This window comes from Candidatus Methanocrinis alkalitolerans (genome assembly GCF_029167205.1).
Taxonomy (GTDB): domain Archaea; phylum Halobacteriota; class Methanosarcinia; order Methanotrichales; family Methanotrichaceae; genus Methanocrinis; species Methanocrinis alkalitolerans.
In genome coordinates this window covers 1-12,686 of record NZ_JARFPL010000027.1, presented here as the reverse complement: position 1 = coordinate 12,686, position 12,686 = coordinate 1, and the positions used below count along the sequence as shown (strand labels likewise).

The 12,686-nt window shown below is 59.2% G+C and carries 16 protein-coding genes and 1 tRNA gene; 15 read left to right on the top strand and 2 right to left on the bottom strand.

Features of this window, described 5'->3' with window-relative positions:
- Positions 1–5: 5 nt before the first annotated feature.
- Positions 6–857: a damage-control phosphatase ARMT1 family protein gene (locus tag P0O24_RS08930; RefSeq protein ID WP_316969421.1), complete on the top strand. Its 852-nt coding sequence runs from the start codon at positions 6–8 to the stop codon at positions 855–857.
- Positions 858–891: 34 nt separating this feature from the next.
- Here P0O24_RS08930 and P0O24_RS08925 read toward each other — a convergent pair whose 3' ends face one another.
- Together P0O24_RS08925 and P0O24_RS08920 are read right to left on the bottom strand one after the other, a co-directional pair.
- Entirely contained in the window at positions 892–1,596 is a 705-nt protein-coding gene (locus P0O24_RS08925) for a PAC2 family protein (protein WP_316969404.1), read from the bottom strand.
- Between the two features lie 23 nt (positions 1,597–1,619).
- Positions 1,620–2,210, bottom strand: a complete 591-nt coding sequence (locus P0O24_RS08920; RefSeq protein WP_316969403.1) for a hypothetical protein — start codon at positions 2,208–2,210, stop codon at positions 1,620–1,622.
- A 131-nt stretch (positions 2,211–2,341) separates the two neighbouring features.
- On the opposite strand from P0O24_RS08920, the gene trmY reads away from it, so the two are divergent.
- The 14 genes from trmY to P0O24_RS08850 all read left to right on the top strand — a co-directional run bounded on the left by trmY (position 2,342) and on the right by P0O24_RS08850 (position 12,536).
- Positions 2,342–2,986: a tRNA (pseudouridine(54)-N(1))-methyltransferase TrmY gene (gene trmY / locus P0O24_RS08915; protein ID WP_316969402.1), complete on the top strand. Its 645-nt coding sequence runs from the start codon at positions 2,342–2,344 to the stop codon at positions 2,984–2,986.
- Between the two features lie 19 nt (positions 2,987–3,005).
- Positions 3,006–4,361, top strand: coding sequence for a tRNA pseudouridine(54/55) synthase Pus10 (locus P0O24_RS08910; RefSeq protein ID WP_316969401.1), 1,356 nt, complete (start codon positions 3,006–3,008; stop codon positions 4,359–4,361).
- A complete protein-coding gene (locus P0O24_RS08905; RefSeq protein WP_316969400.1) occupies positions 4,327–4,617 on the top strand; it encodes a 50S ribosomal protein L21e in 291 nt (96 codons plus the stop codon). The genes P0O24_RS08910 and P0O24_RS08905 overlap by 35 nt, the downstream gene beginning before the upstream one ends.
- Position 4,618: 1 nt before the next feature.
- Complete coding sequence (locus P0O24_RS08900) at positions 4,619–4,966, top strand: RNA polymerase Rpb4 family protein (protein ID WP_394356759.1); 348 nt, start codon at positions 4,619–4,621, stop codon at positions 4,964–4,966.
- A 23-nt stretch (positions 4,967–4,989) separates the two neighbouring features.
- Entirely contained in the window at positions 4,990–5,574 is a 585-nt protein-coding gene (locus P0O24_RS08895) for a DUF655 domain-containing protein (protein ID WP_316969398.1), read from the top strand.
- 66 nt (positions 5,575–5,640) lie between these two features.
- Positions 5,641–6,405 (top strand): 16S rRNA (adenine(1518)-N(6)/adenine(1519)-N(6))-dimethyltransferase RsmA, encoded by a 765-nt coding sequence (gene rsmA / locus P0O24_RS08890; protein WP_316969397.1) that lies wholly within the window; start codon positions 5,641–5,643, stop codon positions 6,403–6,405.
- A gap of 69 nt (positions 6,406–6,474) precedes the next feature.
- Entirely contained in the window at positions 6,475–7,740 is a 1,266-nt protein-coding gene (gene aroA, locus P0O24_RS08885) for a 3-phosphoshikimate 1-carboxyvinyltransferase (protein WP_316969396.1), read from the top strand.
- Between the two features lie 187 nt (positions 7,741–7,927).
- Positions 7,928–8,383 (top strand): 30S ribosomal protein S13, encoded by a 456-nt coding sequence (locus P0O24_RS08880; RefSeq protein ID WP_316969395.1) that lies wholly within the window; start codon positions 7,928–7,930, stop codon positions 8,381–8,383.
- A 15-nt stretch (positions 8,384–8,398) separates the two neighbouring features.
- A complete protein-coding gene (locus tag P0O24_RS08875; RefSeq protein ID WP_316969394.1) occupies positions 8,399–8,941 on the top strand; it encodes a 30S ribosomal protein S4 in 543 nt (180 codons plus the stop codon).
- A 2-nt stretch (positions 8,942–8,943) separates the two neighbouring features.
- Positions 8,944–9,333 carry a 30S ribosomal protein S11 gene (locus P0O24_RS08870; protein WP_316969393.1) on the top strand — a complete coding sequence of 130 codons (390 nt, stop codon included), beginning with the start codon at positions 8,944–8,946 and terminating at the stop codon, positions 9,331–9,333.
- Positions 9,334–9,342: 9 nt separating this feature from the next.
- Positions 9,343–10,137, top strand: coding sequence for a DNA-directed RNA polymerase subunit D (locus P0O24_RS08865; RefSeq protein WP_316969420.1), 795 nt, complete (start codon positions 9,343–9,345; stop codon positions 10,135–10,137).
- A 34-nt stretch (positions 10,138–10,171) separates the two neighbouring features.
- A tRNA-Leu gene (locus P0O24_RS08860) sits at positions 10,172–10,259 on the top strand.
- A gap of 169 nt (positions 10,260–10,428) precedes the next feature.
- A complete protein-coding gene (locus P0O24_RS08855; protein ID WP_316969392.1) occupies positions 10,429–11,559 on the top strand; it encodes an RNA-guided endonuclease InsQ/TnpB family protein in 1,131 nt (376 codons plus the stop codon).
- Positions 11,560–11,675: 116 nt separating this feature from the next.
- Positions 11,676–12,536 (top strand): universal stress protein, encoded by an 861-nt coding sequence (locus tag P0O24_RS08850; RefSeq protein ID WP_316969391.1) that lies wholly within the window; start codon positions 11,676–11,678, stop codon positions 12,534–12,536.
- Positions 12,537–12,686: the final 150 nt, after the last annotated feature.

Here is a 12,686-nt window from a genome sequence, read left to right as displayed (position 1 = left end):
TGAAGATGGCCTCCAGCTGCTACAGCTGCATCCTCGACCGGGCGAAGTTCGAGGCAGACATACTCTTCTGCGACGACCGGGAGAAGAGAGAGGCGATGGAGGAGCTCCTCGACTTCATGGCCCTCCACAAGGGAGTTGTCCCCTCGGTGGTGGGAACAGAGAGGGAAGAGATCATGAAGAGGAGGAGCAAAAACCCCGACCCCTATCGAGATATGAAGGCCGAGAGCAACCGGGTCGCCAGGGAGCTTATACCTCTTGCAAGACGGTTTTATGAGGAGTCGGAGGACAAGCTCGAGGCGCTGATCAGGATCGCCGCCGCCGCCAACTCCATGGAGTGGGGGGTGAAGGGGCACGAATTCGACGTCGACTCCTTCGATGAGGTCTTCCTCGACACCCTGAGCGAGAACTTCGACGGCGACCTGGAGGAGGCCCGGCTCCGCATAAACCGGTTCGAGGATATCCTCTACCTCACCGACAACGCCGGGGAGATCGTCTTCGACCTCTTCGTCATCGACAGGCTCCTCGCCATGGAAAAGAGGGTCGTCATCGGCCCCAAGACGGGACCCATCTTAAACGACGTCACCGCCGATGAGCTGGAGGAGATGACAGACCATCCCATGGAGCCGACGGGCCCCGTCATCGGCCTATCCCTGGAGAATGTAAGGCCCCAGCTCCTCCGCCTCCTAAAAGACGAAGACTTCCTCGTCATCGCCAAGGGGATGGGGAACTTCGAGACGATGACCGAGTTCGACGATATGCTGAAAGGGAGGCTCATCTACGTCATGAGGGCAAAGTGCGAGCCCGTCTCCGCGGAGGTGGGGGTTGCCCAGGGGACCCTGGTGGTGAGGGCGGTCTAGGGGGCTTACTGCCAGAGAGTCCCCGACATATATTCTATCCGTACCCTGCGCGATCGTCCTCCTGGCGCCGAGGGGGGCGTTTCGCCCCAGCCTCCTCTTCATCCTCCGACACCTCCTGGAGGGTCCAGCCGACGATCTCGGCGGGGAGGTCCAGGTCCAGAAGGTCGCTCGCCGCCCCGATGAGGGTCTCGGCGGCGGCGAGGTCTACGGCCCGTTCGCCGTCGGTCTTCCCCATGAGGCAGACGCCCCGGATCCCGTATTGCGGGGCGAGGCCCACGAGGATGCCGTTTAAGCCGCCGATGACCCCGTTTCGGAGGAGGGCGACCCCGTTATCTTCAAGGGCCCGGGCGAGGTCGGGGTCTGTGGCGACCCCAAAGACCTTCTCGTCAGAGGTTCCGACGTAGGCTGCGAGGGTCACCAAATCCGTCACCTCGTAGGCTGCAAGGACGGTGAGGAGCTCTCCTGCCAGGTTGTACATGTGAGGCGGCTTCAGGGGCTGGGCGTCGCCCCCGAGGATGAGGATGTCGTCCCTCCCCTCGGGGGCCTTCAGCTCCACCTGGAGGGCTCTGGCGATCCCGTCCTCCACGGGGACCTCCGGCGGAAACCCCGTGGATACCATCAGCTGAAATGTGATGCAGTCCAGGGCTGCGCCGATGAAGTCCGCCGCCACCTTTCCGACGTTTCCTATCCCCGGCATCCCGCCGAGGCAGACGCACGATCCGAAAATTCTCTGAGACATGTTGAGCGGCCGCCCGGCTTTTTTCAGTGTCCAAGGGCTCTTATGATCCAGTTTACAGGCACAAATTCTTCAGTTTCATTGATCGCAATTTCAGCGAGAAAGAGCTCGCCTGTCTGCATATTGTAGTAGTACGAGTTGCCTTCTACCTCGTCAAAGTCTACTCCTACTGCTACAGCTCCTCGATCGTAGAAACATACATAGAAATCGCCGCTTATCGGCAAGGAGGGAACTTCAATGACCCCCACAATCGGATCTCCCTGATTGGTAAAATAAGGGAGATGAGAATCGGTGAACCTGTAGAGGAGGTTCAGGTTCTCGTCCCTGATCTCCATAGATATTATCTGATCATCTGGAAGCGTATCGTTCTCTTCATATGGGACTAAGCTTAGGATGTGAACCGCTTCTAGGGTCCAGCTCTGCCTAGGCGGGGTGAACTTCACTGCTTCTGCAACCTTTAGATATCCCGGGATACGATAGGTATCCACGTTAACTATCGTCTCGTTGCCGCTGTCCTGTATCAGCATCTCCCTGCCCGTCTCCTGGGCGAGGGACGTGCCGGCCAGGAAGAAGGCGAGGGTGGAGAAGAGGGCCGTCAGAAGCAATATCTTCTTCAAAGGATCACCACCTTCAATTGGGTCTTTGAATATATAGATGATGCCGCAATATGGCGACTTTCTGCCCCAGCGCCTTCATAGGAGCTTCCGAGACGAAAAGCGGATCTACCCCGCCCCCCCATCCCCCTCCCATGCGAACCTTCGTAGTGGTGGGAAACCTCGCGACGACGACCCCCGACTTCTCCCTGGAGGACATCCCCGGAACCTCCGGAAGGCTCGACATCCTCTGCCGGTGCATCAACTCCGCCTTCGTCCTATCCCACGGGATAAGAAGGGACGTGGAGGTCTACTTGATATTGCGCAAAGGCCCATGCCCCAAGACGGTCCACCTCCTGGGAGGAGAGCTGCGCCACCTCAACCCCGACGAGAGGACGACGGCGGCTCTCCTGAAGAAGGCCCTAGCTCTGGAGGCGGACTCACAGTGGCGGAGGTCGACCCCGGGGATCTTCGTCCGGGCAGGAGACCTCGCAGACCTCCTGCCCCGCGGCGATGAGACGGCCTACTATTTAAGAGAGGACGGATCTGACCATCGGGGCGAGGCTCTGGCATCTGACGGAACCTTCGTCCTCGGAGACCACATCGGCTTATCGGAGGAGGACGAGGCATTCCTCGAAGGGCTGGGGACGAAGACGGTCTCGGTGGGGCCCAAGAGCCTCCACGCAGACCACTGCATAGTTCTTATAAATAACGAGCTCGATAGGAACGAGCCGATCGTTCGAGATGGCCCCGTCGCTCCTGACGAAATGGGGCCGAGGGACGAAAGATGGACGAAATGAAAGAGGGATAAACGTCGACATGAAGACCGATGATACGGAGAACGGCATCGCGATGATCGTGGAGGTGGCCAGGAGGATCCTGCGCCTCGGCCCCATCTGCGACAGCTGTCTTGGGCGGCAGTTCGCGATGCTCTCTACGGGCTTGACGAATGCGGAACGGGGGAGGTCGATCAAGACCTTCCTCTCCATGGCCGGGTCCCTGGACGGATCGGGGGAGGAGATCCTCAAGGAGCTCGCCCCAAGCTCAAGATCCGCAAGGCTGAAGCTGGGGTTTGAAGGGGAGGAGGAACGGTGCTCGGTCTGCCTCGGGGAGATGGAGCCGGAGAGGCTCGACCGCTGGGCTGAGGCCGCAGAGAGGGAGCTACGCCACCTCGAGCACGAGACCTTCCTCGTAGGCACCAGGATGAGCGGCCTCCTCGCCGAGAACGAGGAGCTGATTATGGCGGACGGAGGGTCGAGATACGCCGAGCCCATGAAGTCCGAGCTGAACCGGGAGGTGGGAAAGAGGATCGCCGCGAGGACTAAAAAGACCACCAGCTTCACCTCTCCCGACGTCCTGGTGGTCCTGGACCTGGATGGAGGAGGGGTCTACGTCCAGGTATCATCTCTGTACATCAGCGGAAGGTACCGAAAGCTTGTCCGGGGCATCCCCCAGACGAGATGGCCCTGCCGCGAATGCGGAGGGACCGGCTGCGAGAGCTGCAACTTCACCGGCAGGAGGTACTCTGAGTCGGTGGACGAGCTGATACGTGACCCGATAATCGAGGCGTCGAGGTGCGAGGACACAGTCTTTCACGGCTCGGGGAGGGAGGATATCGACGCCAGGATGCTGGGGACCGGGAGGCCCTTCGTGGTGGAGGCGGCCTTTCCCCGGATCAGGACCCTGGACCTATCCCGCCTCCAAGAGGAGATCAACCGGCGTGCCGCGGGAAAAGTGGAAGTCGACGGCCTCGAATTCACAGAAAAGGGGATGGTGGAGCACCTGAAGACCGTCCCCTTCGAGAAGACTTACTCGATGCTGGTGGAATTCGAGGAAGAGGTGACAGAAGAAAAGCTTAAATCAGTTCTTGACAAACTGATCGGCTTGGTTGAACAGCGGACGCCAACCCGGGTCTCTCACCGGAGGGCAGACAGGGTCAGGAGGAGGGAGGTCCTCGACCTCCGGCTCGATGAGCTCTCCGGCAAGGCCGCGAAGATGACCCTCATGGGGACGAGCGGCCTTTACGTAAAGGAACTGGTATCCGGAGACGACGGGAGGACGAAGCCGAGCCTTTCGGGACTTCTCGGAATCCCGGCTAGGGTGGCAGAGCTGGACGTAATTAACGTAGGTGGAGAGGCAGATGCCCAAATCACACGGAGTACGAAAACGGACTAGAGACAGGCTGAGCAAGTCGGTCAGAGCGCGGGGGATATCCCCCGTCAGCAGGGCGATCCAGAACTTCGACGACGGAGCTATGGTACACATCGTCCTGGACCCGAGCATACACAGGGGGATGCCAAACCCCAAGTTCCACGGAAAGACCGGGAAGGTCTTGGGCCGGAGGGGGAGGGCTTACCTCCTGGAAGTGAGGGACGGAAACGCCAGAAAGATGGTTATATCCCTCCCGGAACACCTGAAACCCCAGAATTGAGATGATCGTTAAAAAAATTTTGAGCGAAGAGCTCATGACCCTCGCTGAGGTGAAGGAGGCCCTGGTGGAGATCAGGCTCAGGAGGGCGGAGGAGCCGGAGGAGCTGGGCTACGAGCTGCGTAGGGCGATCAAACACGCCGAGATCTTCTCAGAGGGAGAGGCCGAGGAGGGCCACAGGATGATCGAAGAGCTGATGGGGCTTGAGAAGATCAACCCGGAGATCGCAACGAAGATCGTCGACGTCCGGCCGAAGACCAAAGACGAGATCAGGGCCATCTACGCAAAAGAGCGGTTCACCCTATCAGACGAGGATCTCGATGCCATCCTCGATGTAGTTCTGAGAGGGTGAGGGTTCCATCGAGGGGATAGAAGATGACTTCGGAGAGGCCTCCACGGCGCGAAGAGACGGCTTGGGTCCTGGACTACCTGCCCTACGGCCACGTCTCCGACTCCATGGGCAGATATCAGAAGAGGCCCATCATCCAGGGGGTCGGCGAGAGGGACTTCGTCCTGATGGAGATGGCCCCGAAGGAGGGAGCCGTACCGGATATCGGCGTCAAGGTGGCGCTCATCGGCAGAGATCGACCGGTGGTAGATCGGGTCAACCGGAGGATAGGCTACGAGGAGCTATCCTCAGGGGCGAAGGTGGAACTCCCCTACGCCCTCCAGAAGATAGTCCTGGAGAAGGAGGCTTACTACCTCCGGTTCTTCAACGAGGCCGGACCCCTGACCACCAGGATGCACGCCCTGGAGCTCCTCCCCGGCATCGGCAAGAAGCTGATGTGGGCGGTCCTCAACGAAAGGAAGAAAGGCCCCTTCAAGAGCTTTCAAGACCTCTCCGACCGGGTGAAGGGGATCTACAACCCCGAGAAGCTTCTGGCTAAGAGGATCGAGGACGAGATCGCCGACGACCGGATCAAGTACCGGATCTTCACCGCCGAGCCGCGCCGAAGATGAATCGTCGCTCCCGGACGATGGGGTCGCGGATCTCCGAAGACGGATTTTTGGATCACCGATTTTTGGATGACTGATCTTTCGAGGGGGACGAGGGGTGTGAAGAAGCTCGGTCAACATTTTCTCGTCGACCGGAGGGTCCTCGCCCGGATCGGCGATTATGCATCCCTCACCGGGGAGGACAGGGTGCTGGAGATCGGGCCCGGGACCGGAAACCTCACAGAGGTCCTCTCCGCCAGGGCGGGGAAGGTCTATGCAATCGAGGTCGACCCGGTCCTCGCCTCAGACCTGGAAGGGCGTTATCCGAACGTCGCGGTGACGAAAGGCGACGCCCTTAAGGTCCCCCTCCCCGATTACAACAAGGTAGTATCTAACCTCCCATATCAGATCTCCTCGATGATCACCTTCAGGCTTCTGGAGAGGCCCTTTGATCTCGCGGTTTTGATGTACCAGAGGGAGTTCGCCCAGAGGATCGTCGCCTCCCCCGGGAGCGGAGAGTACGGGAGGCTCACCCTCAACGTCTCCTTCCGGGCCGAGGCCGAGATCCTGGAGCGGGTGCCCCGGACCGCCTTCCGGCCGCGCCCTCAGGTCGAGTCGGCGATCGTCCGCCTCCGGCCGCGAAAGACGCCGATACCCGTCGACGAGAGGATCTTCTTCGATCTAACCCGGGCTCTCTTCTCCATGAGGCGGAAGAAGGTGAGCAGGTCCCTGGCAGCTGCTAACGTCTCCTCCGATGCTCTCTCGCGCATCGAACCCGCCCTTCTGGACAAGAGGCCCCAGGAGCTGACCCTCGAAGATGTCACCGGGATCACGAGGGCGATATCGGGAAGTTGATCAAAGGGTCGCATCCCTAATCCCTCAAAGACCTCGATTTTTTATACTCACCAGCCCACTCTATACCCGATGATAGCATCTGTTGAGCGCTCGCAGGTCTCGGGGGAGGTGGCGGTCCCGCCATCCAAGAGCTACACCCACAGGGCGATCACCATCTCTGCCCTGGGAACCGGCGGCTCGGTGAAGCGGCCGCTCCTCTCCGCCGACACCAGGTCCACCATCGCCGCCGCTGAGGCCCTGGGGGCCGGGATAGAGGGGGAAGAAGAGCTGCTCGTCGCCGGGGTCAGAGGAAGGCCGGTGACCCCCGACGACGTGATCGACGTCGATAACTCGGGGACTACCTTGCGGATCATCTCCGCGGTGGCGGCCCTCACCGATGGGGCCGTCCTCACCGGAGACGCCTCCATCAGGCGCAGGCCCAACGGCCCCCTCTTAAAATCCCTCTGCGATCTTGGGGCCGAGGCTTTCTCGATAAAGAAGAACGACTGCGCTCCCCTGGTGGTCCGGGGAAGGATCCGGGGGGGGAGGACGATCCTCGACGGGAGGGTCAGCTCCCAGTTCCTCTCTGCCCTCCTCATATCCTGCCCCCTCGCCGAAGAGGACTCCGAGATCGTCATCGATGGAGAGCTTAAGTCCCGTCCCTACGCCGAGATCACCCTGGAGATGCTGGAGGAGGCGGGGGCGAAGGTTGAGACCGATTTCGGGAGGTTCTTCGTTCCGGGGGGCCAGAGCTACCGGCTTGAGAGGTACACCGTCCCCGGCGACTTCTCCTCCGCCTCTTACCTGCTGGCGGCGGCGGCGGTTACCGGTTCGCGCCTCGTTGTCCGGGGGCTGCGCCCCTCAAAGCAGGGCGACTCGGCGATCGTCACCATCCTCCGGGAGATGGGAGCGAAGATCTCCTGGAAAGAGGACGAAGGGGACCTCACCATCGAAGGGGGAGATCTCGAGGGGGTCGAGGTGGACGCGAGCCTCACCCCGGACCTGGTCCCCACCATAGCGGTCCTGGGCTCTCTTGCGAGAGGAAGGACGGTGGTAAAGAACGCAGAGCACGTCCGCCACAAGGAGACGGACCGGCTCTCTGCCATGGCGGTGGAGCTGTCGAAGATGGGGGCGGATATAGAGGAGAGGGCCGACGGTCTTGTCATAAAAGGCGGGAAGCTCGAGGGGGCCAGGGTCTCCGGTCACCACGACCACAGGATCGTTATGGCCCTGACGGTGGCGGGGCTTGTCGCTGGGGATACCAGGATAGATACGGCAGAGTCCGTCTCCGTCTCGTATCCCGGCTTCTTCGAGGATATGGCCGGAATCGGCTGCCGGGTTCAGGTAGGCGAGTAGGCAGAAGCGAGCTCCTCCATAAGTCTTATGTACCAGTAGTGAATCTCTCGCTTGGATTGGCGTTTGCGGTTAAAATCGCCCCATCGGCGCGGAGCCGATGCGTGGGCGGCGTCGGACTATGATCCGGGGCTGCTCCAGAGGGCCTGCGAAGATCAACCCGGAGGCCTCAGATTTCTGGAGGAATAATTTGGCAGAAGAGAATGAAGAGCTGAAACATATAGTGCGCATAATGAACTCCGACCTCAACGGTCATCAGCAGGTTCAGATGGCGCTCACCGGCATCAAGGGGATGGGCAGGCGCAACGCCCGCCTCCTGGCCCAGAAGGCAGAGATCGACCCCACCGAGACCCTCGGCATGCTCTCAGACGAGACGATATCCAAGCTCCGAGAGATCGTGGAGTCGGCTCAGGATCACCTCCCCGTCTGGATGAAGAACCGGAGAATGGACCTCCTCACCGGCGAAGATAAACACGTGATGGGAACGGACCTGCTCCTCACCCAGAGGGAAGAGATGGACATCATCAGAAAGACCCGCAGCTACAGGGGGATCCGGCACGAGCGCGGTCTGCGTGTTCGAGGGCAGAAGACCAGGTCCACCGGTCGAAGGGGAGCCACCGTCGGCGTCAGCAGGAAGAAGAAGTGATGGAGGCGGGTTTTTATGGGATATCCTGGTAAATGTAGGAAGAGTTACGATACGCCGCGCCACCCCTGGGAGGCCGACAGGATGGCTCAGGAGGTGGAGCTCGTCAAGAACTACGGCCTGCGAAACAAGCGAGAGGTCTGGAAGGCCCAGAGCCTCATCAGAAAGTACCGGCGTGTAAGCCGTCAGATTCTGGCAGCTACGACCCGTGGTGAGACCGGCCTCGACGCTAAGGCAAATGACGTGCTGGAGCACCTCAAGAACTACGGGATGCTGAAGGATGATGGGGATCTCGACTCCGTCCTCTCCATGAAGGTGGAGGATCTTCTGGAACGGAGGCTCCAGACTCAGGTCTACCGTCAGGGGCTCGCCAAGTCCCTCCGACAGGCCCGTCAGTTCATAACTCATGGCCACATAAAGATCACCGGGCGGAAGGTGACCGTCCCCGGCTATTACGTCAGGCGTGGCGAAGAGATGACCATCGATTACTACATCGGTTCGCCCATGGCTCAGGAGGCTCACCCTGAGAGGGCCACCAGAATACTCAAGGTGGAAGGATAAACATGGCAGAAGGAAAATGGGGCGTAGCCCACATATACGCCTCCTTCAACAACACCATCATCACCATAACCGACCTCACCGGCGCGGAGACGATCGCCAAGGTCTCGGGCGGGATGGTGGTAAAGGCCGCAAGAGACGAGAGTTCGCCCTATACTGCGATGCAGATGGCGGGCCAGATCGCCGAGCAGGCGATGGCCAACGGGATCATGGGCGTCCACGTCAGGGTCAGGGCCCCCGGTGGAAACCGGCAGAGGTCACCGGGTCCCGGAGCTCAGGCGGCCATAAGGGCTCTTGCCAGGGCCGGGATGAAGATAGGCAGGATCGAGGACGTGACCCCCATACCCCACGACGGGACCAAGCCCTCCGGCGGACGCAGGGGCAGACGGGTGTAAGCTTTGCAGGTGGAACTGATCGAGCTTTCGGAGGGCCGGGCAAGGTTCATTCTGAGGGGCGTCTCTCCAGCCTTCGCCAACGCCATAAGGAGGGCATGCATGGCGGAGGTGCCCTCCCTGGCCATCGATGAGATAAGTATTTATGACAATACTTCGGTCCTCTTCGACGAGCAGCTCTCCCTGAGGCTGGGGCTGGTCTCCATCAAAGCTGACGACCTGGGCCTCTTCTCGGTTCCCGAAGAGTGCGACTGCGGCGGCGCGGGCTGTCCCGGCTGCCAGGTGGGGATGACCCTTTCGGCAGAGGGTCCCTGCACCGTCCACTCCAAAGACCTGAGGTTCGGGGACGCCGGGGTGAAGGTCGCCTTCGAGAAGATACCCATCGCGATCCTGGGAGAGGGCGAAAAGTTGATGTTGGAGGGGACCGTCACTCTCAACCGGGGTACGGTCCACACCAAGTGGCAGGCTGGAACCCAGTGCGGCTACAAGAACCTGCCGGAGATCCAGATCGGCGAAGGGTGTGACGGCTGCGAAAAGTGCGTCGAAGTCTGTCCCCGGGACGTCCTCGTCATGGGAGAGGGCGGTGGAAAGCCGCTGGTCACTGACCCCACCAGCTGTTCCATCTGCAAGCTGTGCGTCGGCGAGTGCGAGGTCGGCGCCATAAAGGTCGTACCCATAGAGGACGTCTTCGTCATGAAGATCGACACCGACGGATCTATCTCTGCAAAAGACCTCGTAGAAGGTGCCGCAGCCGAGGTCAAGAGGCGAGCGTCATCGCTGAGCCAACAGCTGAGCGGCCTCGCGTAATAGGCGCAAAAGGACGTAACGATAAACCCCATGGGCGGGGGTTGCCAAGCCAGGTCAAAGGCGCAAGGTTGAGGGCCTTGTCTCGCAGGAGTTCGTGGGTTCGAATCCCATCCCCCGCACCAATTTACCTTTCTTGATATCGATTTCTCCTTCACCATTCAAAACCTAGAGTTCGGTTTTATAGTGGCGGGGTGCAGGGGTAGAGAAAACTCCGGTCTTCGGGCCGGGGATGAATCGTACCCCGCCTTAAGCTATGAATCTTTAAATACCATAGCAGCATAAGTGAGTATAATGCTTAAAGCCTTCAAATATAGGATCTATCCGACAAAAGCACAGCGGTCTAAGATGGAAGAGACCTTGGAGCTGTGCAGATGGACCTATAACGAGACTTTAGCATATCGGAAAAACTCTTTCGAACAAGAAGGCAAATCCATATCTAAGTATGAGACTCACTACTTGCTGCCAGAGTGGAAGAAAAACAAACCAGAACTGAAGGAGGTATTCTCTCAGACCCTCCAGAACGTCCAAGAACGGGTAGATCTGGCCTTTAAAGCGTTCTTCCGAAGGGTCAAAGCAGGAGAGATCCCGGGGTATCCCAGGTTCAAGGGGAAAGGATGGTACGATTCGTTCACCTATCCACAGCTGGGATTCAGACTGTCTTTCGGGAAGCTCGACCTCTCCAAGATCGGAGATATCAAGATCAAGCTCCATCGACCCATCGAAGGCAAGATCAAGAGGTTGACCGTTCGGAGATCTTCGACCGGAAAATGGTTTGCCTGCTTCTCAGTGGAGATCGACGATCCTCCGAAGCCTCCCTGGAAAGATGGGTTGATGGCGGGCATCGATGTGGGGCTGGAGAGTTTCGCTACGTTGTCCAACGGAGAGAAGATCGATAACCCCCGGTTCTTTCGATCTGAGGAGAAGGCGTTGGCCAAAGCTCAAAGACGACTATCCAAATATGAGAAGGAAACTCCTGAGAGGAGGAAAGCTCTCAAAGTCGTCTCGCGGACCCATGAGCGGATAGCCAACCGCAGATACGATTTTGCTCATCAGGTCAGTCACAACCTGGTCGAAAGGTTCGGGCTGATTGCTTTCGAGGATCTGAGTATCACGAACATGCTTAAGAACCACTGCCTGGCTAAGAGCATATCAGACGCTGCCTGGAGGATGCTAGTGATAACCACATCGTACAAGGCTGAGAGCGCCGGTTCGATGGTGGTTCTAGTAGATCCCAGAAACACAAGTCAGCTATGTTCCAGGTGCGGTCTTAAAGTGCCGAAGTCGCTATCGGATCGGGTCCATGGATGTCCTCAATGCGGGCCGGTCATGGACCGTGACGAGAATGCGGCGATAAACATTTTGAGACTGGGACTACAGTCTCTGCCAAAAGCTAGAAGCACCGCCCTTCAGGGCGGGGAGTAGTCACACGGGTAGATTGAAATATAACGGGTTGGATATAAGCTATCGGAGTTGCGTATGCGGCTGTCGATGTATATGGTGTGCAAAGATCCAGAAGATCGTAAGGAGGTATGATAAAGATGTTCGAAACGGTTATGGTCCCCACAGATTTCTCTAATTACTCGCAGAAGGTCCTCGAGGGCGTCGGCGGATTGCCGGGAGTGAAGAGGGTCGTCCTCCTGAACGTCATCGGTCCATCAGATCCGAAGGGCAGGGTTTTGGACCCCCAAGCCAGGCTTGAAGAGGCGAAGAAGAAGCTGGCGGATCAGGCAAAGGTTCTGGAAGCCCAGGGGCTGGAGGTCATCCAGAGGGCAGAGCCGATGCTGGGGGATATATTCTGGAAGATCCAGGAGGTATCCGACGAGGAGGGGGTCGACCTGTTGGTGATGGGACCTCGAGGGAAGGGCTTCGTCGAGAAGATATTCCTGGGAGGCGTCACCAAGAACGTATTGAGGTACGGCGACAAACACCTCCTCATCATGCGCTACAAGACGCCGGAGGGCGGGGACGATCTGGAGGAGTACAGTCCGGTCTTGACCGCCAAGGTCCTCTGCCCCACGGACTTCTCCGAGCCCTCCGACGAGGCGATCGGCTTGATCCAGGGGATGAAGGGCGTCCGCGAGGCGGTCCTATTCCACGCAGTATCCAGCGGCGAGAGCCAAGAGCACGTCGACGCCAAGAAGAAGGAGGCGACGGAGAAGCTCAACGCCGTCAAGGCGGAGTTCGAGAAGGCAGGGATCAGGACCTCCGTCAGGATCGCCGTCGGCGGACCCGCCGAGGAGATCATCGCGGCGGCCGAAGACGAGGACGTCTCCCTGGTGGCCATGAGCTCTCACGGGAAGGGTTGGAGGAAACAGCTCATCGTCGGGAGCGTCGCCTACGAGGTATCCAAGAACGGTGCAAGGCCTGTTCTGGTATTGAGGGCGGGGAAGTCCTCCTGATCTCCCTTCCTCGGTCTAATTTTTCGTCTCCTCTCTATCGTCTCCTCTCTATCGTCTCCTCTCTATCGTCTCCTCTCTATCGTCTCCTCTCTATCGTCTCCTCTCTATCGTCTCCTCTCTATCGTCTCCTCTCTATCGTCTCCTCTCTAT

Bases quoted from the DNA above. Each gene is read 5' to 3' on its own strand.
- P0O24_RS08930 (WP_316969421.1), top strand. From the start codon at position 6: ATGGCCTCCAGCTGCTACAGCTGCATCCTCGACCGGGCGAAGTTCGAG.
- P0O24_RS08925 (WP_316969404.1), bottom strand. From the start codon at position 1,596: ATGTCTCAGAGAATTTTCGGATCGTGCGTCTGCCTCGGCGGGATGCCG.
- trmY (WP_316969402.1), top strand. From the start codon at position 2,342: ATGCGAACCTTCGTAGTGGTGGGAAACCTCGCGACGACGACCCCCGAC.
- P0O24_RS08910 (WP_316969401.1), top strand. From the start codon at position 3,006: ATGAAGACCGATGATACGGAGAACGGCATCGCGATGATCGTGGAGGTG.
- P0O24_RS08905 (WP_316969400.1), top strand. From the start codon at position 4,327: ATGCCCAAATCACACGGAGTACGAAAACGGACTAGAGACAGGCTGAGC.
- P0O24_RS08900 (WP_394356759.1), top strand. From the start codon at position 4,619: ATGATCGTTAAAAAAATTTTGAGCGAAGAGCTCATGACCCTCGCTGAG.
- P0O24_RS08895 (WP_316969398.1), top strand. From the start codon at position 4,990: ATGACTTCGGAGAGGCCTCCACGGCGCGAAGAGACGGCTTGGGTCCTG.
- rsmA (WP_316969397.1), top strand. From the start codon at position 5,641: ATGACTGATCTTTCGAGGGGGACGAGGGGTGTGAAGAAGCTCGGTCAA.
- aroA (WP_316969396.1), top strand. From the start codon at position 6,475: ATGATAGCATCTGTTGAGCGCTCGCAGGTCTCGGGGGAGGTGGCGGTC.
- P0O24_RS08875 (WP_316969394.1), top strand. From the start codon at position 8,399: ATGGGATATCCTGGTAAATGTAGGAAGAGTTACGATACGCCGCGCCAC.
- P0O24_RS08870 (WP_316969393.1), top strand. From the start codon at position 8,944: ATGGCAGAAGGAAAATGGGGCGTAGCCCACATATACGCCTCCTTCAAC.
- P0O24_RS08855 (WP_316969392.1), top strand. From the start codon at position 10,429: ATGCTTAAAGCCTTCAAATATAGGATCTATCCGACAAAAGCACAGCGG.
- P0O24_RS08850 (WP_316969391.1), top strand. From the start codon at position 11,676: ATGTTCGAAACGGTTATGGTCCCCACAGATTTCTCTAATTACTCGCAG.